This is a genomic window from Streptomyces avermitilis MA-4680 = NBRC 14893, assembly GCF_000009765.2.
Taxonomy (GTDB): Bacteria; Actinomycetota; Actinomycetes; order Streptomycetales; family Streptomycetaceae; genus Streptomyces; species Streptomyces avermitilis.
On the sequence record NC_003155.5, the window covers coordinates 7,536,257 to 7,556,404 of the forward strand.

Annotated in this window: 17 protein-coding genes; 7 read left to right on the forward strand and 10 right to left on the reverse strand. The window is 70.7% G+C overall.

Annotated elements, in window-relative coordinates:
• The gene (locus SAVERM_RS32300) at nucleotides 1-1,305 is read right to left on the reverse strand and encodes an MFS transporter (protein WP_010987679.1); all 1,305 of its coding nucleotides are present in this window, start codon (nucleotides 1,303-1,305) and stop codon (nucleotides 1-3) included.
• Between the two features lie 81 nt (nucleotides 1,306-1,386).
• A complete protein-coding gene (locus tag SAVERM_RS32305; protein WP_037646825.1) occupies nucleotides 1,387-2,433 on the reverse strand; it encodes a S66 family peptidase in 1,047 nt (348 codons plus the stop codon).
• 137 nt (nucleotides 2,434-2,570) lie between these two features.
• On the opposite strand from SAVERM_RS32305, the gene aroQ reads away from it, so the two are divergent.
• On the forward strand, nucleotides 2,571-3,014 hold the full coding sequence (gene aroQ, locus SAVERM_RS32310; RefSeq protein WP_037646950.1) for a type II 3-dehydroquinate dehydratase: 444 nt from the start codon (nucleotides 2,571-2,573) through the stop codon (nucleotides 3,012-3,014).
• A gap of 45 nt (nucleotides 3,015-3,059) precedes the next feature.
• Here aroQ and SAVERM_RS32315 read toward each other — a convergent pair whose 3' ends face one another.
• From SAVERM_RS32315 to SAVERM_RS32335, 5 genes are all read right to left on the reverse strand, one after another.
• Complete coding sequence (locus SAVERM_RS32315; protein WP_010987682.1) at nucleotides 3,060-3,836, reverse strand: amino acid ABC transporter ATP-binding protein; 777 nt, start codon at nucleotides 3,834-3,836, stop codon at nucleotides 3,060-3,062.
• Nucleotides 3,833-4,750 carry an amino acid ABC transporter permease gene (locus tag SAVERM_RS32320; protein ID WP_037646827.1) on the reverse strand — a complete coding sequence of 306 codons (918 nt, stop codon included), beginning with the start codon at nucleotides 4,748-4,750 and terminating at the stop codon, nucleotides 3,833-3,835. The genes SAVERM_RS32315 and SAVERM_RS32320 overlap by 4 nt, the downstream gene beginning before the upstream one ends.
• Nucleotides 4,747-5,625, reverse strand: a complete 879-nt coding sequence (locus SAVERM_RS32325; RefSeq protein ID WP_037646829.1) for an ABC transporter substrate-binding protein — start codon at nucleotides 5,623-5,625, stop codon at nucleotides 4,747-4,749. Before SAVERM_RS32325 ends, SAVERM_RS32320 begins: the two co-directional genes overlap by 4 nt.
• A gap of 356 nt (nucleotides 5,626-5,981) precedes the next feature.
• On the reverse strand, nucleotides 5,982-6,638 hold the full coding sequence (locus tag SAVERM_RS32330; RefSeq protein ID WP_010987685.1) for an MBL fold metallo-hydrolase: 657 nt from the start codon (nucleotides 6,636-6,638) through the stop codon (nucleotides 5,982-5,984).
• Nucleotides 6,639-6,648: 10 nt separating this feature from the next.
• Nucleotides 6,649-7,335 (reverse strand): maleylpyruvate isomerase family mycothiol-dependent enzyme, encoded by a 687-nt coding sequence (locus SAVERM_RS32335; protein WP_037646831.1) that lies wholly within the window; start codon nucleotides 7,333-7,335, stop codon nucleotides 6,649-6,651.
• A gap of 224 nt (nucleotides 7,336-7,559) precedes the next feature.
• Between SAVERM_RS32335 and uvrA the strand changes: the two genes are divergently transcribed.
• On the forward strand, nucleotides 7,560-10,589 hold the full coding sequence (gene uvrA / locus SAVERM_RS32340; protein WP_010987687.1) for an excinuclease ABC subunit UvrA: 3,030 nt from the start codon (nucleotides 7,560-7,562) through the stop codon (nucleotides 10,587-10,589).
• Nucleotides 10,590-10,985: 396 nt separating this feature from the next.
• On the opposite strand, the gene SAVERM_RS32345 is transcribed toward uvrA, so the two are convergent.
• Nucleotides 10,986-11,897: a carbohydrate kinase family protein gene (locus SAVERM_RS32345; RefSeq protein WP_010987688.1), complete on the reverse strand. Its 912-nt coding sequence runs from the start codon at nucleotides 11,895-11,897 to the stop codon at nucleotides 10,986-10,988.
• A complete protein-coding gene (locus tag SAVERM_RS32350) occupies nucleotides 11,894-12,943 on the reverse strand; it encodes a LacI family DNA-binding transcriptional regulator (protein ID WP_010987689.1) in 1,050 nt (349 codons plus the stop codon). The genes SAVERM_RS32345 and SAVERM_RS32350 overlap by 4 nt, the downstream gene beginning before the upstream one ends.
• Before the next feature lie 217 nt (nucleotides 12,944-13,160).
• Between SAVERM_RS32350 and SAVERM_RS32355 the strand changes: the two genes are divergently transcribed.
• Nucleotides 13,161-13,586, forward strand: coding sequence for a Rieske (2Fe-2S) protein (locus tag SAVERM_RS32355; RefSeq protein ID WP_010987690.1), 426 nt, complete (start codon nucleotides 13,161-13,163; stop codon nucleotides 13,584-13,586).
• Nucleotides 13,587-13,643: 57 nt separating this feature from the next.
• On the opposite strand, the gene SAVERM_RS32360 is transcribed toward SAVERM_RS32355, so the two are convergent.
• Entirely contained in the window at nucleotides 13,644-14,591 is a 948-nt protein-coding gene (locus SAVERM_RS32360) for a hypothetical protein (protein ID WP_010987691.1), read from the reverse strand.
• 414 nt (nucleotides 14,592-15,005) lie between these two features.
• On the opposite strand from SAVERM_RS32360, the gene uvrC reads away from it, so the two are divergent.
• From uvrC to whiA, 4 genes are read left to right on the forward strand one after another with little or no spacing between them, the layout of a single operon-like run.
• The gene (uvrC, locus tag SAVERM_RS32365) at nucleotides 15,006-17,051 is read left to right on the forward strand and encodes an excinuclease ABC subunit UvrC (protein WP_010987692.1); all 2,046 of its coding nucleotides are present in this window, start codon (nucleotides 15,006-15,008) and stop codon (nucleotides 17,049-17,051) included.
• A complete protein-coding gene (gene rapZ / locus SAVERM_RS32370) occupies nucleotides 17,048-18,061 on the forward strand; it encodes an RNase adapter RapZ (protein ID WP_010987693.1) in 1,014 nt (337 codons plus the stop codon). Before uvrC ends, rapZ begins: the two co-directional genes overlap by 4 nt.
• Nucleotides 18,058-19,125, forward strand: coding sequence for a gluconeogenesis factor YvcK family protein (locus SAVERM_RS32375; protein WP_010987694.1), 1,068 nt, complete (start codon nucleotides 18,058-18,060; stop codon nucleotides 19,123-19,125). Before rapZ ends, SAVERM_RS32375 begins: the two co-directional genes overlap by 4 nt.
• Nucleotides 19,116-20,105, forward strand: a complete 990-nt coding sequence (whiA, locus tag SAVERM_RS32380; protein ID WP_010987695.1) for a DNA-binding protein WhiA — start codon at nucleotides 19,116-19,118, stop codon at nucleotides 20,103-20,105. The genes SAVERM_RS32375 and whiA overlap by 10 nt, the downstream gene beginning before the upstream one ends.
• The last annotated feature ends 43 nt before the right edge of the window (nucleotides 20,106-20,148 follow it).

The window sequence follows — 20,148 nt, forward strand, 5'->3', positions numbered from 1 at the left end:
TCACTCCGTCGCCTGCACCGCCGTCATGCGCGGCACCGGCCGCGTCTCCGGAAGCAGCGCGAAGCAGCCCAGGCTGAGCAGCGCGATGGCCGTCAGATAGGCGCCGACGCCCCAGGGCACCCGCCCCTCGTGTTGCGCCAGCGCCGTGGCGACGATCGGCGTGAGCGCGCCGCCGAGCACTCCGCCCAGGTTGTAGCCCACGGCGGCGCCCGTGCAGCGCACCCGGGGCTCGTACAACTCCGGCAGATACGCGGCGATCACGGCGAACATCGTGATGAAGGCGATCAACGCCCCCAGGATGCCGAGGAACATCAGCACAGGCTCGCCGGTCGACAGCAGCGCGACCATCGGGAACATCCACAGCACGGCGCCCGCACAACCCGCGAGGCACAACGGCCGCCGCCCGTAACGGTCGCTCAGGTGGGCGGCCAGCGGCGTCAGGGAGCCCTTCACCACGACCGCGGCCATGATGCAGGCCAGCATGACGGTACGACTCACCCCCAGATGCTCGGTCGCGTAGGAGAGGGACCAGGTCGTCACCGCGTAGAACACCGCGTACCCGACTGCCAGCGCGCCGGCCGTCAGCAGCACCAGCCGCCAGTGTCCACGGACGACCTCGGCGAACGGCACGCGCGCGTGGTCGTCGATTTCGAGGAATCGAGGACTCTCCACCAGCGAACCGCGCAGCCACAGCCCGGCCGCCGCGAGCACCCCCGCCGCCCAGAACGGCACCCGCCACCCCCATGCCGCGAACTGGTCCTCGGACAGCGTCGCCGACAGGATCAGCAGACCGCCGTTGGCCAGCACGAACCCCAGGGACGGCCCGATCTGAGGGAAGCTCGACCACAGCCCACGCCGCCCCGCGGGCGCGTGCTCCGCGGTCAGCAGCACCGCCCCGCCCCACTCCCCGCCGAGCCCGAGGCCCTGGAGGAAACGCAGCACGAGGAGGAGCACGGGAGCTGCCGTACCGATCCTGTCGTACGTCGGTACGCAGCCGACAGCGACGGTGGCCGCGCCGGTCAGCAGCAGGGAGCCGACGAGGACCGGCCGCCGCCCGCGCCGGTCCCCGATGTGCCCGAACAGCACCGAACCGAGCGGCCGTGCCACGAAGCCGGCCCCGAACGTGACGAACGCCGCGAGCGTCCCCGCCACCGGTGAGAACGTCGGGAAGAACAGCGGCCCCAGTACCAGGGCGGCAGCGGTCCCGTAGACGAAGAAGTCGTAGAACTCGATGGCCGTCCCGGCGAGCGAGGCGGCCGCGAGCCGGAGCATGGAGGGCGCCTTCACGGTGCGTACGTCGTGCATGCCGCGTCAACTACCCACGGTGACGGACGGTTACGGGGGCGCGCGGGAGCGCCCTCAGCGTCAGCGGGAGCGCCCGCGGCGTCAGTACGTCACGGTGATGCGCCGGGCGGGCCCGTCGACCCGTACGACACCGCCGTACGGGATGACCACCTGGGGATCCGTGTGTCCGAGATCCACATCGAAGACGGCCATGGTGTCGGGGGCATATATCTTCAGGGCGCGCAGTACGCTCTCGCGCTGCTCGGCGGCGTAACGTGCGCCTTCCTCCGGGCTGTTGGGGCGTTCGAAGGACCACGTCCTGGCGCGGCCCATCAGCAACGCCGGGAAGCGTCGCAGCAGTCCGCGCTCGCCCATGTTCCGGAGGATGATGAAGACCTCCTCCCCGCTGGGCATGTCCTCCGAGGTCTCCAGGAAGAGCACTCCGCCGTCGTACACAGCGAGGTCCCGCGAGATCTCACGGTCGGCCATCAGCAGCCAGGAGACGATCTCCAGACAGCCGCCCCAACTGCGTCCCTCGACCACACGGTCGGCGTTCACCCAGGACCAGCCGTACCCGGGCCGGGTCTCCGGCTCCGACTCGAAGGTCGCCGGATCCGCCCAGTCCCGGCTGACGTCGCCCCACCGAGGGGCGGGCTTCAGCTCGTACTCGCCGGAGGTGAAGAGGGCGGCCCGCAGGGAGTCGGCGGAGATCGAGGCCATCGCGCCGGGCCGGCCGAACTCGACCATCACCGTGCCGCCGTGATAGCTCACGATCCCCGTGTTCCACAGGAACGCGTGCAGGTTGGTGTTGTCGCTGTACCCGAAGAACGGCTTCGGGTTCGCGCGGATCAACTCCCGGTCCAACAGCGGCAGCACGGTGATCTGGTCCTCGCCGCCGATCGACGCGATGACCGCCTTGACGGTCGGGTCGGCGAACGCCGCGTGGATGTCGTCCGCCCTCTCCCGCGGGGTGGAGCCCATCCTGCGGGTCGCCGGATACTCGACGGGCACCAGCCCGAACTCCTCGCGCAGCCGCTTCAGGCCCAGTTCGTGGGGGAGCGGGAGAAGCCCCGGCAGCCCCGAGGACGGCGAGATCACGGCTATGCGGTCGCCCCGTACGGGCTTGGGAGGGTACGACGGTGCGGTCATGGGGGGAGGGTACGGGCGGTCAGCTGTTTGACGCACCGTGATAAACCGGGACCGAGCAGCGGTCCTCAAGGGCCGGCAGACCCGAACGGACCGGAGGAACCGTGCCCCGCACCCGAACCCTCGCCAACGCCCCGATCATGATCCTCAACGGGCCCAACCTGAACCTCCTCGGGCAGCGCCAGCCGGAGATCTACGGCTCCGACACGCTGGCCGACGTGGAGGCCCTGTGCGCCAAGGCGGCGGCCGCGCACGGCGGTACGGTGGACTTCCGGCAGTCCAACCACGAGGGCGAGCTGGTGGACTGGATCCACGAGGCACGGCTGCACCACGTCGGGATCGTGATCAACCCGGCCGCCTACTCGCACACCTCCGTGGCGATCCTGGATGCGCTCAACACCTGTGACGGGCTGCCGGTGGTGGAGGTCCACATCTCCAACATCCACCAGCGCGAGGAGTTCCGGCACCACTCGTACGTCTCCCTGCGCGCCGACGGGGTGATCGCGGGCTGCGGGGTGCAGGGCTACGCGTTCGCCGTGGAGCGGGTCGCGGCGCTGGCGGAGACGGGCCGGGCGGACGCCTAGAGCGGGGGCCGCGGGCGGGAGCCGGCGCTGTTGCCCGTCATGGCCCTAGCCCTCCTGAAGCCGCCCCGCCTCCACGATCCGGTGCAGAAAGCGCCGCGTGCGCTCCTGCTGCGGGTCGCCGAACACCTGCTCGGCCGTGCCGCGCTCCAGCACCACACCGCCGTCCAGGAAGCACACCTGGTCGGCGACCTCGCGGGCGAAGCCCATCTCGTGCGTGGCCAGCACCATGGTCATCCCGTCGTCCTTCAGGTCCCGGACGACGGCCAGGACCTCTCCCACGAGCTCCGGGTCGAGCGCGGCGGTGATCTCGTCGAGGAGCAGCAGCCGGGGTCGTACGGCCAGGGCCCGGACGATCGCGGCGCGCTGCTGCTGGCCGCCGCTGAGCCGGTCCGGGTACTCGGTCGCCTTGGCGCCCAGCCCGAGCCGGTCGAGCAGCTCGCGCGCGTGCTCCTCGGCCGCCGCGCGCCCCACGCCGTGCACCCGGCGCGGCGCGAGGGTGATGTTCTCCAGCACGGTCATGTGCGGAAAGAGGTTGTACGCCTGGAAGACCACGCCGATCCGGCGGCGCACCGCGTCCTGGTCGGCACGCGGATCGGTGATCTCCTCGTCGTCCAGCCAGATCGCGCCGTCGTCGATCTCCTCCAGCAGATTGGCGCAGCGCAGCAGCGTCGACTTGCCGGACCCCGACGCGCCGATCAGAGCGGTCACCGTGTGCGGGGCGACCTCCAGATCGACGTCCCGCAGCACGACGGAACCGCCGAAGGTCTTGCGGACGGACTCCATGCGCAGGACCGGGGACCCGTCCGTGGACGTGGTGCTCATAGGGTTCCTCCCTGCGCCCGCTGCCGGTCCATCCGGGCCGTGACCCAGTCCGTGAAGCGGGTCATCGGAATGGTCAGCGCGACGAAGAGCAGTCCCGCGACGATGTACGGCGTGTAGTTGAGGCTGCGGCCCACGATGATGTCGGCGGCCCGCACCGCGTCCACCGCGCCACCGATCGAGACGAGCCCGGTGTCCTTCTGGAGGGACACCAGGTCGTTGAGCAGCGGCGGCACCTGGCGGCGTACGGCCTGGGGGAGCACCACGTGGCGCAGCGCCTGCCGGTTGGTGAGCCCGAGCGAGCGGGCCGCGGCGCGCTGCGAGGGGTGGACGGACTCGATGCCGGCGCGGAACACCTCGGCGACGTACGCCGAGTACGTCAGCGTGAGCGCCGTACCGCCGAGGAGCACCGGGTCCACGGTGACCCCTTGCAGCCGCAGTGCGGGGACGCCCAGGACCACGATCATCAGGTTGATGATCAGTGGGAGCCCGCGGAAGAAGTCGGTGTACGCGGCGGCGAGCGCCCGCAGCGGGAAGAACACCGGGCCGCGCAGGGTGCGGGCGATGGCGATGAGCATGCCCAGGACGAGCACGGCGGCGCCGCACACCAGCAGCAGCCGGACGTTGAGCCACAGCCCTTCGAGGACCTTGGGGAGCGCCTCGCGCGCGTACTGCGCGTCGAAGAAGGTTTCCTTGGTGCGTGGCCAGCCGGGTGCGCCGACAACGACGAAGTAGAGGACGACGCCGGTGATCAGGGTCGAGAGCGCGGCGATCGCGGTGGCGCGGCGGGCGCGGGTGCGCTTGTAGCGCTCGCGTTCGATGCGCCGTGGCGAGGGGACGTACGCGTCGCCCCCGCCGGACATGTCACCCCTGTCGTCCGCGTCCTCCTGGCCGGACTCCTCCTTGGTGACGGTCACTTGAGCACCGGGGCGTCGACGGCCTCGGAGAGCCACTGCTTCTCGATCTTCGCCAGCGTGCCGTCCTTGCGCAGGGCGTCCACCGCGGAGGTCACGCACGAGGTGAGGGCGCTGCCCTTGTCGAGGACGAGTCCGAACTGCTCGGGCGTGCCGCCCTGGTTCTCGAACTGCCCGACGATCTTCGCGTCGGTCACCTCGGCGGCGGTGATGTAGAACGCCGTCGGCAGGTCGACCACGATGGCGTCGACCTGACCGTTCTTCAGCGCGGACTTGGCCTGGTCGTTCTTGGCGTACGCGGCCGGCTCCTGGGTCGGCTTCACGACGTCGTTGATGTAGTCGAGGCTCGTGGTGCCGACCTGAGCGCCCAGCTTCAGGCCCTTCAGGTCCGCGACGCTCTTCGCCTTGGCGGCCTTGGAGCTCTTCAGTGCGATGACGGCCTGGCGCACGTCGTAGTAGCCGGAGGAGAAGTCCACGGCCTTCTTGCGCTCGGTGCTGATCGAGACCTGGTTGATGTCGAAGTCGAACGTCTTCTCACCGGGTGCGAAGGCCTTGTTGAAGGGGACGCTCTGCCACACCACGTTCCCCTTGGCGTAGCCGAGCTGCTTCGCCACGGCGTACGCGACCGCAGACTCGAAGCCCTTGCCGCTGGCGGGCTTGTCGTCCTTGAACCAGGGCTCGTACGCGGGCTCGTCGGTCGCGATCGTCAGCTTGCCGGAGGTCTTGGTCTGCAACGTGCTCTTCGCGCAGCTCTCCGCGCTCGTTCCGGAGGCCGTGGCTTTGTCCTCCGGCTGCGGGGCACAGCCCACGGCGACGGCGAGCAGGGCGACAGTGGCGGCGGACGCGGTGCGACGCAGGGCGCGTTGGGCGAGATGCATGGCGGGAGAGTGGCAGTGCGGCGTCCTGTTTGTCGAGGTCACGGGGGCAACTGTCCGCATAGTGGGAACGCGTGTTGCATTTTTGTGAACGCTCGTGGGATCGGGACCGGGGGCGGACGCGCACGCCGGGGCCGCCGGCCGAGGGCGGGGGTCGAAAGGCCGGCGGCCCGTTCCGCGCAGGAGCCGTCATCCTGTGCGGGGCTGTCTCCAGTGGACTACGCCAGTGTGCGCGCCGGGAGCGCGCGCGTGACACCGGCGCGTGCGCTCGGTTCACACGGGGCGCGTGACGGCGTGCGCGGTGGCGAGCCCTCGCGCGAGGCCGAGGGCTCGTCGACTCCTGCTGGGCGGCGGGTGGTTCACCAGCCCCGCGCGTGCCACTCCGGCAGGTGCGGCCGCTCCGCGCCCAGCGTGGTGTCGTTGCCGTGGCCGGGGTAGACCCACGACTCGTCCGGGAGCACGTCGAAGATCTTCGTCTCGACGTCGCGGATGAGGCTGGCGAAGGCCTTCGGGTCCTTACGTGTGTTGCCCACACCGCCCGGGAAGAGACAGTCCCCGGTGAACACATGAGGGTGCCCGTGCGGGTCGTCGTAGACGAGGGCGATCGAGCCCGGTGTGTGGCCCACCAGATGGCGTGCGGTCAGCTCCACGCGCCCCACTCGGATGGTGTCGCCGTCGTCGACCGGGACGTCCGTCGGGACGGGGATGCCTTCGGCGTCGTCCCGGCCCGCGTACGTACGCGCGCGCGTGACCGCCACGACCTCGGCGAGCGCCTGCCAGTGGTCGCCGTGCTGATGGGTGGTGACGACGGACGCGATGCCGTCGTCACCGATCATCCCGAGCAGCGTCCCGGCCTCGTTGGCCGCGTCGATCAGCAACTGCTCGTCGGTGGCCCGGCAGCGCAGCAGATAGGCGTTGTTGTCCATCGGACCCACCGCGATCTTCGTGATCATCAGGTCCTGCAGCTCGTGCACATCGGCAGGGCCGCCGACCTTCACCGCTCCGCTGTACGTCATGACGATCAGCCTATAGCGGGGGGAGGGCGGGGAGTGGTCCGCCGTCGACGGTCAGTGCCGATCCGTCGCGACGACCGGCGAGCCAGCCGAGCAGATCGGCCTGACGGCCGGTGACGACGAGCGGTTCTCCCTCGCGGCGGCCGGAGGAGATCATGCGGCCGTCGTCCTGCTTGACCAGGAGGGCGGGTACGTCGGGGTGCCCCCGGAACCGTTCGGCGAGGAAGTTGATCTCGCGCTGGGTGAACCCCTCCGGAAGATCTTCGAGCTCGTACCCGATGCCCAGGTCCACATGGTGCAGCTCGACCTCCACCCACCGCCGGAACGGCACCCGGGACGCGGAATCGGTGACCCCGTTCCGCAGCTCCACCGTGCGGGACCAGTCCGCGGGTACGGCCGCCTCGTCCTGGAAGCGGGCCCCGCTCTCGCGTACATCGGTGACCTGGACGTCCAGGGGGCGCGGTGCGTCCCGCTCGATGTCGGCGTCCCGGACATCGGCGGAGGCGTACATCGGACGTCCGGCGAGGACGTTCGTGAGCGCGTCCGCGTTGCGGGCGAGATGGGCGAGGACGTGACCGCGGCTCCAGCCGGGCAGCCGTGACGGCTCGGTCACACGGGCGTTGTCCAGTTTGGTGGCTGCGGTGAGCAGCCGTTCGGTCGCGTCACGTACAGACGCCAGGTCGCGCACATGATCGTTCATGGGGCCGACGATAGCGGCGCCACACGTTTGGGTGAAGGTGGCTGAGCGGACCCGTAAATCGAATGCGCGTGCTATATGGTCGAGAGTGGCGTCGGGCATGCTGGAAGGTCCGGGATTGTTACCAACCAGGTAAACCGAACCGGCGCTGTCAGTGGCTCCCCCTAGTCTGAGAAAGACGGGGGCCTCGGCCCCTGTCACTTCTCTCAAGAAAGGTGCGGACCGGCGTGGCCGACCGTCTCATCGTCCGTGGCGCGCGCGAGCACAACCTCAAGAATGTCTCGCTCGACCTGCCACGCGACTCGCTCATCGTCTTCACGGGCCTGTCTGGGTCGGGCAAGTCCTCGCTGGCCTTCGACACGATCTTCGCCGAGGGGCAGCGCCGCTACGTCGAGTCGCTCTCGTCGTACGCCCGGCAGTTCCTCGGCCAGATGGACAAGCCGGACGTGGACTTCATCGAGGGCCTCTCCCCGGCGGTCTCCATCGACCAGAAGTCGACCTCGCGCAACCCGCGCTCGACGGTCGGCACCATCACAGAGGTTTACGACTATCTGCGTCTGCTGTTCGCGCGCATCGGCAAGCCGCACTGCCCCGAGTGCGGCCGCCCGATCTCGCGCCAGTCGCCGCAGGCCATCGTCGACAAGGTCCTGGAGCTGCCGGAGGGCAGCCGCTTCCAGGTCCTGTCGCCCCTGGTGCGCGAACGCAAGGGAGAGTTCGTCGACCTGTTCGCCGATCTCCAGACCAAGGGATACAGCCGTGCCCGGGTCGACGGCCAGACGATCCAGCTCAGCGACCCGCCCACGCTGAAGAAGCAGGAGAAGCACACCATCGAGGTGGTCATCGACCGCCTCACGGTGAAGGAAGGCGCCAAGCGCCGCCTCACGGACTCCGTGGAGACCGCCCTCGGCCTGGCCGGTGGCATGGTCGTGCTCGACTTCGTCGACCTCCCCGAGGACGACCCCGAGCGCGAGCGCATGTACTCGGAGCACCTGTACTGCCCGTACGACGACCTGTCCTTCGAGGAGCTGGAGCCCCGCTCCTTCTCCTTCAACTCGCCGTTCGGCGCCTGCCCCGACTGCTCCGGCATCGGTACGCGCATGGAGGTCGACGCCGAGCTGATCGTCCCGGACGAGGAGAAGTCCCTCGACGAGGGCGCCATCCACCCCTGGTCGCACGGACACACCAAGGACTACTTCGGCCGGCTGATCGGGGCCCTCGCGGACGCGTTGGGATTCCGGACCGACATCCCCTTCGCCGGTCTCCCGCAGCGCGCCAAGAAGGCACTGCTTTACGGCCACAAGACCCAGATCGAGGTCCGCTACCGCAACCGGTACGGGCGCGAGCGTGTGTACACCACGCCCTTCGAAGGGGCCGTCCCCTTCGTCAAGCGGCGGCACAGCGAGGCCGAGAGCGACGCGAGCCGCGAGCGCTTCGAGGGCTATATGCGCGAGGTCCCCTGTCCCACCTGCCAGGGCACGCGTCTGAAGCCGCTCGTCCTCGCGGTCACGGTCATGGAGAAGTCGATCGCCGAGGTCGCGGCGATGTCCATCAGCGACTGCGCGGACTTCCTGGGCAAGCTGAAGCTCAACGCCCGCGACAAGAAGATCGCCGAACGCGTCCTGAAGGAGGTCAACGAGCGGCTGCGCTTCCTGGTCGACGTCGGCCTCGACTACCTGTCGCTGAACCGCGCGGCCGGCACCCTGTCCGGCGGCGAGGCCCAGCGCATCCGCCTGGCCACGCAGATCGGCTCCGGCCTCGTCGGCGTCCTGTACGTCCTCGACGAGCCGTCCATCGGTCTGCACCAGCGCGACAACCACCGGCTGATCGAGACCCTGGTCCGGCTGCGCGACATGGGCAACACGCTCATCGTCGTGGAGCACGACGAGGACACCATCAAGGTCGCCGACTGGATCGTCGACATCGGCCCCGGTGCGGGCGAGCACGGCGGCAAGGTCGTGCACAGTGGCTCCCTGAAGGAGCTGCTGGCCAACGCCGAGTCGCAGACCGGCCAGTACCTGTCCGGCAAGAAGTCCATCCCCCTGCCCGACATCCGACGCCCGCGCGACCCGTCCCGGCAGCTCACGGTGCACGGCGCCCGTGAGAACAACCTCCAGGACATCGACGTGTCGTTCCCGCTGGGCGTCCTCACTGCCGTCACGGGCGTGTCCGGCTCCGGCAAGTCGACGCTGGTCAACGACATCCTGTACACACACCTGGCCCGCGAGCTGAACGGCGCGAGGAGCGTCCCCGGCCGACACACGCGCGTGGACGGCGACGACCTCGTCGACAAGGTGGTGCACGTCGACCAGTCGCCCATCGGCCGCACCCCCCGGTCCAACCCGGCCACGTACACCGGAGTCTTCGACCACGTCCGCAAGCTGTTCGCGGAGACGACCGAGGCGAAGGTGCGCGGCTATCTGCCCGGACGCTTCTCCTTCAACGTCAAGGGCGGTCGCTGTGAGAACTGCTCCGGTGACGGCACCATCAAGATCGAGATGAACTTCCTGCCGGACGTGTACGTCCCGTGCGAGGTCTGCCACGGAGCGCGCTACAACCGGGAGACCCTGGAGGTCCACTACAAGGGCAAGTCCATCGCCGACGTCCTGAACATGCCGATCGAGGAGGCCATGCACTTCTTCGAGGCCGTCCCGGCGATCGCCCGCCATCTGAACACGCTGAACGACGTCGGCCTCGGCTACGTCCGCCTCGGCCAGTCCGCGACGACCCTGTCCGGCGGCGAGGCGCAGCGCGTGAAGCTGGCCAGCGAGCTCCAGCGGAGGTCCACCGGAAGAACGGTGTACGTCCTCGACGAGCCGACCACCGGTCTCCACTTCGAGGACATCAGCAAGCTCCTCGTCGTGCTCTCCGGGCTGGTCGACAAGGGCAACACGGTCATCGTCATCGAGCACAACCTCGACGTCATCAAGACCGCGGACTGGGTCGTCGACATGGGCCCCGAGGGCGGCGCCGGCGGCGGTCTCGTCGTCGCCGAGGGCACGCCGGAGGAGGTCGCCGGGGTGCCGACGAGCCACACCGGCAAGTTCCTGCGCGAGATTCTCGACGCCGATCGCATCAGCGACGCGGCGTCCGTGAAGGCCCCGCGCAAGACGGCCGCCAGGAAGACGGCAGCGGCCAAGTCGACGACGAAGAAGACGGCGACGGTCAGGACCACCAACAACACGGCCACCAAGAAGGCGGCCGCCGTGACGAAGAAGACCGCCCCCGCGAAGAAGACCACGCGGGCGCGCAAGGCCTGAGGCACACTGGCGAACAAGGCCTGACAAGTCCGGAAAACGCGGCGCCCCACGGGAACTCCCCGTGGGGCGCCGTGCGTTGTACGGTCAGCCGCCCTGACCCTGGGCTCGACGAACCGCATGTCCGACTGGACCCTGCACCCTGCAGCTTGACAACATCACCTAGCGGCCCGGCCTCGAAGTCAAGACTGAAGTGACCGCGCCGGATCTCACCCGTCGCCTCGAACCCGGCGAGCCTCCGCCCGTCCGCCAAGAAGGATCTGCGCGTCGCCAGGATGCCCACGTCACCAGGGACTGTTCCGGAGTGCCGTGCTCCCGCCGGCCCGGCCTGACCCGGTCTGGCCCGGATCCGCGGACCGCCCCGCCGATCCGGCCCACCGACCCGCCGCCGGACCGGCTCTAGAACGCGCCCAGTTCAGAGGCGTACGGAGGTTCCGCACCCGCCCGTGAGCAGGTGATCGCCGCCGCCCGGGCGGCGAACCGGAGCAGTTCGGTCCAGCCCTCCGCGTCCAAGCCCGCGAGCCCTTCCGGAGACAGGGCGTCGCGGGCGGCCAGGCCGTGCAGCAGGGCCGCGTTGACGGTGTCGCCGGCACCGATCGTGTCCACCACGTCGACCGGTTCACCCGGCACGGAGTGCTCCGCGCCGTCCCGGGTGAAGACGGTCAGTCCGTCGCCGCCCCGGGTGAGCACCACGGCCGAGGGGCCCGAGGCCAGCCACTCGCGCGGGCTGCCGCCCAGCCACGTGGCGTCGTCCTCGGAGAGCTTGAGCAGCGTCACCGACGCCAGCCAGCTCTTGAAACGCGCCCGATAGGCGTCCGGGTCGGGGATCAGTCCCGCCCGGATGTTCGGATCGAGCGTGGTGAACAGGCCCTGCGCGGCGGCGCTCCGCAGCAGTTCCTCGTAGGCGCTCGCGCCCGGCTCCAGGACCAGTGAGCAGGTACCGAAGGACACCGCCCGCGTGGCGCCCGGCAGCCGGTCCGGTGCCGCGAACTGCCGGTCCGCCGTGCCGTCGACGTAGAAGGAGTACGCGGCCGAGCCGTGCTCGTCGATCGTGGCGACCGCGAGGGTGGTCGGCTCGGCCCCGCGCTGCACCGCCGACACATCGACGCCCGCTGTGCGCAGCCCGTCGAGCAGGGCCTCACCGAAGGCGTCCCGCGAGGTGCGGGAGCAGAAGGCCGTGGGGGAGCCGAGCCGGCCGAGGGCGACGGCCGTGTTGTAGGGGCCGCCGCCGAGTGCCGGCTTGAGGCCGGCGAGCGCGCCCGCGCCCTGCGGTACCAGGTCGATCAGGGCCTCACCGGCGACGACGATCACGAGACGGGTCCCTTCTCGGAGCTGTGGGGGTGGTCGGGGCAGCCGCACGAGGTGCGGTGGACGAACGTGCTGGGCAACCGCAGGGTGCGGGAGGGCCGGTCCGGCGCGGCCAGCCGGTCCAGGAGCAGGCGTACGGCCTGTGCCCCGATCTCCTTGCTGGGCTGGGAGATCACGGTGAGCCGGGGTGCGAACAGGTCCGCCCAGGCGAAGTCGTCGAAGCAGCACAGCGCCAGATCGTCCGGCACCGACAGGCCGCGCCCGCGCAGCGCGCGCAGGGCGCCGATGGTCATCGCGTTGTTGGCGGTGACGAGCGCCGTGGGGGGAGCCGCGAGCGACAGCAGGGCGGTGGTGGCGCGCTCGGCGCCCGCCGCCTCGGAGTCGCCCCGCGCCACGAGCCGCTCGTCGTGGGGGAGCCCGGCGGCCGCCAGGCCGTGCCGGTAACCGGAGAGCCGCTCGTTCGTGGTGCTCAGCCCGGGCAGCCCGGCGACCAGACCGATGCGCCGGTGGCCGAGGTCGGCGAGATGCGTGACCAGCCGGGCCATCGGCTCGGCGTTCTCGGCGCCGACCTGGTCGAAGCGGGCGGTGCCGTCCGAGGGGACGTCGACCAGCCGGTCGAGGAACACGGTCGGTACGTCGTGCCGCCCGAGGTAGGCGACGAGGTCGCCCGGGTCCGCCGACGGCGCGACGATCATGCCGTCCACGCGTCGTTCGTGCAGGAGCCGGACGACCCGCTGCTCGTGCTTCGGGTCGTCGTGCGGATCGGCGATGAGCAGGCTGTACCCGTGCTCCAGCGCACCTGCCTCGACGCCCTGGAGGATCTCCGTGAAGTACGGGTTGCTGATCGCCGACACCGCGAGTCCGATCGACCTGGTGCGCGAGGTGACGAGGGAGCGGGCGAGGGTGTTCGGCGTGTAGCCCAGTTCGTCGACGGCGTCCAGGACCGCCTGCCGGGTGTGGGGCAGTACCGGGCGGGTGTCGTTCAGCACGTGCGAGACGGTGGCCACGGACACCCCCGCGCTTCGCGCCACGTCGGCCATGGTCGCCATCGTGTCCCCCTCCCTGGGCCCTGCGGCAAGGCTCCTCGGGCCTCATGGCCGGGAACGTATCTCATTCGGCGGCCGGGCGTAAACGCTTGCGCAAGCGTTTACGCCGACTCTGGCCGGCCCGGGGCGCAGTGATCCATGCCGGTATCGTCGACGGCACGTGCCGACCCCTGGTCACCCCCGGTCGGCATGCACCGCCCCCTGACCAGTGGAGATCCTCATGCCCGGCCGTCCCGCCGCGAGCCGTCGTACCGTCCTTCGAGGAGCGGCGCTCACCCCGGTCGCCGGGCTCGGCCTCGCGGCCTGTTCGTCGGGAGCGGACGGCGGTTGGCCGGCCACGCCCACCGCGCCGGTCGAGCTGGGCGCGGAGAGCGAGATCCCCAAGGGCGCCGCGAAGCTGTACCGGGACGCGAACGTCGTGGTGAGCCGGGCCGGGGACGGGTCCCTGAAGGCGTACAGCACGATCTGCACGCACGCGGGGTGCGCCATCAACAAGCTGGCGGGGACGACCCTCACCTGCCCCTGTCACGGCAGCGAGTTCGATGCCACGAACGGCAAGGTGCTGCAGGCCCCGGCGACCGAGCCGCTGCACGAGCTGTCCGTCGAGGCCAGGAACGGCAAGATCGTCGCGGGCTCGGGCGCCTAGGTCATTCCGCCGAGGGCCCCCGGCCCTGGGACGGAGACCCCGCGGACACGCCTCAGCTCACTCCCAGTCCCACCCGATCCCCACGATCCCCGACCGCACCCTCGGCTCGACCAGGTGGACCGAGCGGTGTTGTCCGCTCAGCGACAGCTCCTGGCGGCCGCTGCGCGGGGCGGCGGCCGAGTGCTGGGTGAACCGGTGGCAGCGCACCGGCAGCGCCGCTTCGTCGAACCGCACCTGAAGCGCGTACTGCCCGCCGGGGAAGCCGAACCCGCGAACGTACTCGCTGGACGGGCCGGCCGTGCCGTCGTCGAAGCCGTAGCGGAAGAGGAACGTATCTCCTGAGCGCAGCCGGGTGTCGAAGAGCAGCTCGGCCACCAGCACCCCCGTCTCGGGGTGCCGGCGCACCCGCCCCGTACGGCAGTTCTCCAGCGCGCGCACCGCCATCCGCTCCGGAGCGCACCCCGGGTCACCGTGGTGGACGGCCACATAGCGGTCCACGCCATCCTTGTGCGCACGCACTATGTGGTGCGAATCGCGGCCCAGCAGCTCGCGGTGGGCCCCGATCCGTACGCGTTCGTGGTGGCCGAGGGTGTGCAGTCCGCCGTCGAGCGGCGACCCCAACTCGGCGAACAGTCGCTCCAGCACCCCCGAAGCCTCCACCAGGGAGCGGTACGAACGGCTCCCGGGACGGTCGGCGCCGGGTTGCTCGTCGGCCGTGGCGAGCAGCCGGATCAGCGACTCGTCCGGCAGCTGGAGGATCTCCTCCAGCGCGCGTACGGCCCGCAGCGACTCGGGGCGCTGCGGCCGCCGGGCGCCCTGCTGCCAGTAGCTCAGGCTCGTCACGCCGACCTTGACCCCGTACCGCGACAGATGGTGCTGCACGCGCTGCAAGGGCAGCCCGCGGGCGGCGATCGCGGTGCGCAGCGCCACATGGAAGGGTCCGCCGCGCAGCGCCGTCTCCAACTCGTCCGTGGCGAGGTCCGCGTGCTGTGTGCCGTGCCGCATGCAGGGGGCCTTTCTGTGAGTGTTCACGACGGCTGGTCGGGCCGTTCGCGTACGGGGTCGTCGGGGCCGCCCGGTGGGCGTGCGGGGCGTGCTCGCAGGTGGGCGCGGTGTGCGGACCCCGAGTTCCACCGCATTGAAGCGTGTTGCCCAAGCTCCGACAACACCTGATGCGCAACCTGCTGAACTGCGGCGTCCGGATGCGCTCCCTCCTTCGCCGGCGCCCTCGTGGCCGTCACCTCGCACGTCTTTCACCTCGACGACGTCCTCGCATCGTTGCCCAGCACCTCCCGAATGGCCCGAGCCGACCCCGGCATCGGCCGCCGCCCGTGGGCCACGGCGACGGTCCGCCGGGCAGGCCCCGGCCTTGTCCACAGGGTCGCCGCGCTGTCAGCCCCCGCCAGTAGGGTGTGAGACATGGCCGACCCCTCCAGCTACCGCCCCAAGCCGGGAGAGATCCCGGACTCACCCGGGGTCTACAAATTCCGCGACGAGCACCACCGGGTGATCTACGTCGGGAAGGCGAAGAGCCTGCGCCAGCGCCTGGCGAGCTACTTCCAGGACCTGGCGGGCCTCCACCCGCGCACCCGCACCATGGTCACCACAGCGGCGTCCGTGGAGTGGACGGTGGTGTCCACGGAGGTCGAGGCGCTGCAGCTGGAGTACTCCTGGATCAAGGAGTACGACCCCCGGTTCAACGTCAAGTACCGCGACGACAAGAGCTACCCGTACCTCGCCGTGACGATGAACGAGGAGTTCCCGCGGGTGCAGGTGATGCGCGGCCACAAGCGCAAGGGCGTGCGGTACTTCGGGCCGTACGGGCACGCGTGGGCGATCCGCGACACCGTCGACCTGCTGCTGCGCGTCTTCCCCGTCCGTACCTGCTCGGCCGGCGTCTTCAAGAACGCCGCCCGCACCGGCCGCCCCTGCCTCCTCGGCTACATCGGCAAGTGCTCGGCGCCCTGCGTGGAGCGCGTCTCCGCCGAGGAGCACCGTGAACTCGCCGAGGAGTTCTGCGACTTCATGGCAGGCCGCACGGGTACGTACATCCGCCGCCTGGAGCGGCAGATGACGGACGCGGCCGAGGAGATGGAGTACGAGAAGGCCGCTCGGCTGCGCGACGACATCGGGGCCCTGAAGAAGGCCATGGAGAAGAACGCGGTCGTGCTCGCCGACGCGACCGACGCGGACCTGATAGCGGTCGCCGAGGACGAGCTGGAAGCGGCCGTGCAGATCTTCCACGTACGCGGCGGACGCGTACGCGGCCAGCGCGGCTGGGTCACCGACAAGGTCGAGGCCGTCACCACCGCGGATCTCGTCGAGCACGCCCTCCAGCAGCTCTACGGCGAGGAGACCGGCGACTCCGTGCCCAAGGAGGTTCTCGTCCCCGCGCTGCCCGACCCCGTGGAGCCCGTCCAGGAATGGCTCACCGGGCGCCGCGGATCGATCGTGTCGCTGCGCATTCCGCAGCGCGGCGACAAGAAGTCCCTGATGGAGACCGTGCAGCGCAACGCCCAGCAGTCGCTCGCGCTGCACAAGACCAAGCGCGCCTCCGACCTGACCACCCGCTCGCGCGCCCTGGAGGAGATCGCCGAGGCGCTCGACCTGGACAGCGCGCCCCTCAGGATCGAGTGCTACGACATCTCGCATCTCCAGGGCGACGACGTCGTGGCCTCCATGGTGGTCTTCGAGGACGGACTCCAGCGCAAGAGCGAGTACCGGCGCTTCCAGATCAAGAGCTTCGAAGGCCAGGACGACGTCCGCTCCATGCACGAGGTGATCACCCGCCGCTTCAGGCGCTACCTCTCCGAGAAGGAGAGGACCGGCGAGTGGGCCGACGGTGACCTGAAGGACGGTGAGCTGAAGGACGACGAGGGCCGCCCCAAGCGCTTCGCCTACCCGCCGCAGCTGGTCGTCGTCGACGGCGGCCAGCCCCAGGTCGCGGCCGCCAAGAGGGCGCTCGACGAGCTCGGCATCGACGACATCGCCGTCTGCGGCCTCGCCAAGCGTCTGGAGGAGGTCTGGCTGCCGGACGACGGCGACCCGGTCGTCCTGCCCCGCACCAGCGAGGGCCTCTACCTGCTCCAGCGCGTCCGTGACGAGGCGCACCGCTTCGCGATCACCTACCAGCGCACCAAACGCGCCAAGCGTTTCCGGGCGAGCCCCCTGGATGACGTGGCGGGTCTCGGCGAGACTCGCAAACAGGCGCTGATCAAGCATTTCGGCTCAGTGAAGAAGCTGCGATCCGCGACCATCGACCAGATCTGTGAGGTTCCGGGCATCGGCCGCAAGACGGCCGAGACGATCGCCGTGGCCTTCGCCCAGGCGGCCCCGGCCGTCCCCGCCGTGAACACGGCGACTGGAGAGATCATGGAAGACGAGGAACCCGGGACGACGGCGGGTTCCTCCCAGGAGCCCGTGTCCGCGGGCACCTCGGACGAGCGACGGGGGCAGGAGACATGACCGAGCACGAAGAGCGCCAAGAAGAACGCTCAGCGCAGGGCCAGGAAGCGCACAAGGAATCAGGCGAGGATCAGGCCCCGCAGCAAGCGGCACAGGAAAACGGAGCACAGGTGAGTACGGGCATCGAAACAGCCGGGGTCCCCGACGCGGTCATCCCCGAGCTGGTGATCATCTCCGGCATGTCCGGAGCCGGCCGGTCGACGGCCGCCAAGTGTCTCGAGGACCTCGGCTGGTTCGTCGTCGACAACCTCCCGCCCGCGCTGATCCCCACCATGGTGGAGCTCGGCGCCCGCTCCCAGGGCAACGTGGCCAGGATCGCGGTCGTCGTCGACGTACGCGGCCGACGCTTCTTCGACAACCTCCGCGAGTCCCTCGCCGACCTGGAGTCGAAGAACGTCACCCGGCGGATCGTCTTCCTGGAGTCCTCCGACGAGGCCCTGGTCCGCCGCTTCGAGTCCGTGCGCCGCCCGCACCCCCTTCAGGGCGACGGCCGCATCGTCGACGGCATCGACGCCGAGCGCGAGCTCCTGCGCGAGCTGCGCGGCGACGCCGACCTGGTGATCGACACCTCCAGCCTGAACGTGCACGAGCTGCGCGCCAAGATGGACGCCCAGTTCGCGGGAGACGAGGAGCCCGAGCTGCGGGCCACCGTCATGTCCTTCGGCTTCAAGTACGGCCTCCCGGTCGACGCCGACCTGGTCGTGGACATGCGGTTCCTGCCCAACCCGCACTGGGTCCCGGAGCTGCGCCCCTTCACCGGCCTCAACGAGGAGGTCTCGGCGTACGTCTTCAACCAGCCCGGCGCCAAGGAGTTCCTCGACCGCTACGCCGAGCTGCTCCGGCTCATCGCCGCCGGCTACCGGCGCGAGGGCAAGCGCTATGTGACCATCGCCGTCGGCTGCACCGGTGGCAAGCACCGCTCGGTCGCCACGTCCGAGAAGCTCGCCGCCCGGCTGGCCGCCGAGGGAGTGGAGACGGTCGTCGTCCACCGGGACATGGGCCGAGAATGACCGGACGTGCTCTGCGGCTGAGCAGGCTGCGCCGCATGGCCCCCGAGGAGCGCGGCGGCAAGGCCCCCGAGGCGCGCGGCGGCAAGCCGCGCCGCCGGGGCGCCCAGCCCAAGGTCGTCGCCCTCGGCGGCGGCATGGGCCTGTCCGCCTCGCTCGCCGCCCTGCGCCGGATCACCGGCGACCTCACCGCCGTCGTCACGGTGGCCGACGACGGCGGCTCCAGCGGGCGCCTGCGCGACGAGCTGGGCGTGCTCCCGCCCGGCGACCTGCGCAAGGCCCTCGCGGCGCTGTGCGGCGACGACGACTGGGGCCAGACCTGGGCCCGCGTCATCCAGCACCGCTTCCAGTCCCAGGGAGACCTGCACGAGCACGCCGTCGGCAATCTGCTGATCGTCGCCCTGTGGGAGCAGCTCGGGGATCACGTCCAGGCCCTCGACCTGGTCGGCAAGCTGCTGGGCGCGCACGGCCGGGTGCTGCCCATGTCCGCCGTGCCCCTGGAGCTCCAGGCGCTGGTCAAGGGACATGACCCGGACCGGCCCGAGGACATCGACACCGTCCGGGGCCAGGCGACCGTCGCGCTCACGCCCGGCGAGGTGCAGTCCGTGCACGTCGTGCCGCACGACCCGCCGGCCGTGCCCGAGGCCGTCGCGGCGGTCCTCGACGCGGACTGGGTGGTGCTCGGACCCGGCTCCTGGTTCTCCTCGGTGATCCCGCACCTCCTGGTGCCCGAACTCCTGGACGCCCTCTCGCAGACGAAGGCGCGCCGGGTACTCTCGCTGAACCTCGCCCCGCAGCCCGGAGAAACCGATGGCTTCTCCCCGCAGCGTCATTTGGAGGTTTTGGGACGACACGCCCCTAAACTCGCCCTGGACGTGGTGCTGGCCGACGAGGCCGCCGTGCCCGACCGAGAGTCGCTCACCGATGCCGCCAAGCGGTTCGGGGCAGCGGTCGAGCTGGCGCCGGTGGCCCGGACCGACGGTTCTCCTCGGCACGACCCGGAGCTGTTGGCCGCCGCGTACGACCGTATTTTTCGGATGCATGGAAGGATCGGCCCATGGCGATGACGGCAGCGGTGAAGGACGAGATTTCCCGGCTTCCCGTCACCCGGACCTGCTGCAGAAAGGCAGAGGTCTCGGCGATCCTGCGGTTTGCGGGCGGCCTGCACCTGGTGAGCGGCCGGATCGTGATCGAGGCGGAGCTGGACACCGCGATGGCGGCCCGCCGCCTCAAACGGGACATCCTGGAGATCTTCGGCCACAGCTCCGAACTGATCGTGATGGCGCCCGGCGGACTGCGCCGCGGCTCCCGCTATGTCGTCCGCGTGGTCGCGGGCGGCGACCAGCTGGCCCGCCAGACCGGCCTCGTCGACGGCCGTGGCCGTCCGATCCGCGGGCTGCCCCCGCAGGTGGTCTCGGGGGCCACCTGCGACGCCGAGGCGGCCTGGCGCGGCGCGTTCCTGGCCCACGGCTCGCTGACCGAGCCCGGCCGCTCCTCCTCCCTGGAGGTGACCTGCCCGGGCCCGGAGGCCGCCCTCGCCCTCGTCGGCGCCGCCCGCCGCCTGTCGATCGCGGCGAAGGCCCGCGAGGTGCGGGGCGTGGACCGCGTGGTCGTACGGGACGGTGACGCCATCGGCGCCCTCCTCACCCGCCTCGGCGCGCACGAGTCCGTGCTGGCCTGGGAGGAGCGGCGGATGCGCCGCGAGGTCCGCGCCACGGCGAACCGTCTCGCCAACTTCGACGACGCCAACCTGCGCCGCTCGGCCCGCGCCGCCGTCGCCGCCGGTGCCCGGGTGCAGCGCGCGCTGGAGATCCTCGCCGACGAGGTGCCGGAGCACCTCGCGGCCGCAGGGCGGCTGCGCATGGAGCACAAACAGGCCTCCCTGGAGGAGCTGGGCGCGCTCGCCGACCCGCCGTTGACCAAGGACGCCGTCGCCGGCCGTATCCGCCGTCTGCTGGCCATGGCCGACAAGCGCGCGCAGGACCTCGGCATCCCGGGCACGGAGTCCAACCTCACCGAGGAGATGGCAGACAACCTCGCAGGCTGACGCGCGAGGAACGACGCAGGCCGAGAGTCCAACACGCCGGTGC

Excerpts from the sequence above, each read along its gene's own strand:
- SAVERM_RS32360 (WP_010987691.1), bottom strand. The coding sequence starts at position 14,591 with ATGCGGCACGGCACACAGCACGCGGACCTCGCCACGGACGAGTTGGAG.
- rapZ (WP_010987693.1), top strand. The coding sequence starts at position 17,048 with ATGACCGAGCACGAAGAGCGCCAAGAAGAACGCTCAGCGCAGGGCCAG.
- whiA (WP_010987695.1), top strand. The coding sequence starts at position 19,116 with ATGGCGATGACGGCAGCGGTGAAGGACGAGATTTCCCGGCTTCCCGTC.
- SAVERM_RS32335 (WP_037646831.1), bottom strand. The coding sequence starts at position 7,335 with ATGAACGATCATGTGCGCGACCTGGCGTCTGTACGTGACGCGACCGAA.
- SAVERM_RS32300 (WP_010987679.1), bottom strand. The coding sequence starts at position 1,305 with ATGCACGACGTACGCACCGTGAAGGCGCCCTCCATGCTCCGGCTCGCG.
- SAVERM_RS32315 (WP_010987682.1), bottom strand. The coding sequence starts at position 3,836 with ATGAGCACCACGTCCACGGACGGGTCCCCGGTCCTGCGCATGGAGTCC.
- SAVERM_RS32375 (WP_010987694.1), top strand. The coding sequence starts at position 18,058 with ATGACCGGACGTGCTCTGCGGCTGAGCAGGCTGCGCCGCATGGCCCCC.
- aroQ (WP_037646950.1), top strand. The coding sequence starts at position 2,571 with ATGATCCTCAACGGGCCCAACCTGAACCTCCTCGGGCAGCGCCAGCCG.
- uvrC (WP_010987692.1), top strand. The coding sequence starts at position 15,006 with ATGGCCGACCCCTCCAGCTACCGCCCCAAGCCGGGAGAGATCCCGGAC.
- SAVERM_RS32350 (WP_010987689.1), bottom strand. The coding sequence starts at position 12,943 with ATGGCGACCATGGCCGACGTGGCGCGAAGCGCGGGGGTGTCCGTGGCC.
- SAVERM_RS32325 (WP_037646829.1), bottom strand. The coding sequence starts at position 5,625 with ATGCATCTCGCCCAACGCGCCCTGCGTCGCACCGCGTCCGCCGCCACT.
- SAVERM_RS32330 (WP_010987685.1), bottom strand. The coding sequence starts at position 6,638 with ATGACGTACAGCGGAGCGGTGAAGGTCGGCGGCCCTGCCGATGTGCAC.
- SAVERM_RS32305 (WP_037646825.1), bottom strand. The coding sequence starts at position 2,433 with ATGACCGCACCGTCGTACCCTCCCAAGCCCGTACGGGGCGACCGCATA.
- SAVERM_RS32355 (WP_010987690.1), top strand. The coding sequence starts at position 13,161 with ATGCCCGGCCGTCCCGCCGCGAGCCGTCGTACCGTCCTTCGAGGAGCG.